The organism is Streptomyces sp. 35G-GA-8, from assembly GCF_023534745.1.
Lineage (GTDB): Bacteria > Actinomycetota > Actinomycetes > Streptomycetales > Streptomycetaceae > Streptomyces.
In genome coordinates, this window is record NZ_JAMHJQ010000058.1 from 1 (window position 1) to 918 (window position 918).

Here is a 918-nt window from a genome sequence, read left to right on the forward strand (position 1 = left end):
CTTACGAGTTGGTGTGTGATAGCGGGTGGGCATGCTCTGCTGGTGGAAGGCACGGTGGATCGTTCGGTCCTGGCACACCCGTTGTTCACAGGTGTCTCGAGGAGTCATCTGTCGTCGCTGGTTGCGGAGTTGGCTCGGCCGTGGGTGGTCGCAGTTGAAGGCCGCCGACACCAAGCTCGGGGCGGTGCGAGGAAGCGGGCGCCGGGAGCCGGTGCCAGGCATCAGTTGGTGTTCGTGGACCGGCTCGTCGCCACACTCATCCACCTGCGTCACGACCTCCCACACGCGGTCCTGGCTCTCCTTTACGAAGTGGACCGTTCCACCATGACCCGGGCGATCGGTGAGGTGCGCCGTCTGCTGGCCGGGAGAGGCTGCGCCGTCCCGGAACGGCCCGGACTGCGACTGCGGACCCTGGAAGACGTCTTCGCCTACGCCCAGGCCGAGGGGGTCCGGTTGCGGCTGGACGCCACCGAGGTCCAGGTCCGCCGGCCCATCGCGGGCCGGGGCGGCCGGCGGGCGTTCGTGTCAGGCAAGAAGAAGCAGAACACGATGAAAGCCACCGTCATCGCCGACCACCTCGGCCGCACACTGTGGACCGACGCCCTGCGGCCGGGCCGCATGCACGACGCCACCGCCGCCCGCGCGGCCGGTATCGCCGACTGCTTCCATAGCTTCGACCTGGTCCAGGTCCTGCTCGACGACGGCTACCTCGGCCTGAGCAGGGACCACCGGGGCAAGGCTCTCACTCAGCCGCGCAAGCTCCGGCCGGGCGCGACACTTCCCTTCCTCGAACACAACGAACGCCAGCGACACCAGCACTCCTCACAACGGATCACCGTCGAACACGCCCTCGCCGACCACAAACGCTGGAAACAACTGCAGCGCTGGACCCACCGCCGCGACCGTCTCCCCGACACC

At 68.3% G+C, this 918-nt stretch carries 1 protein-coding gene; it reads left to right on the forward strand.

Annotation, left to right across the window (positions count from 1 at the left end):
* Positions 1-42: 42 nt before the first annotated feature.
* Positions 43-918: transposase (locus M1203_RS38505; protein ID WP_249954518.1), on the forward strand; the 876-nt coding region annotated here is incomplete at its 3' end.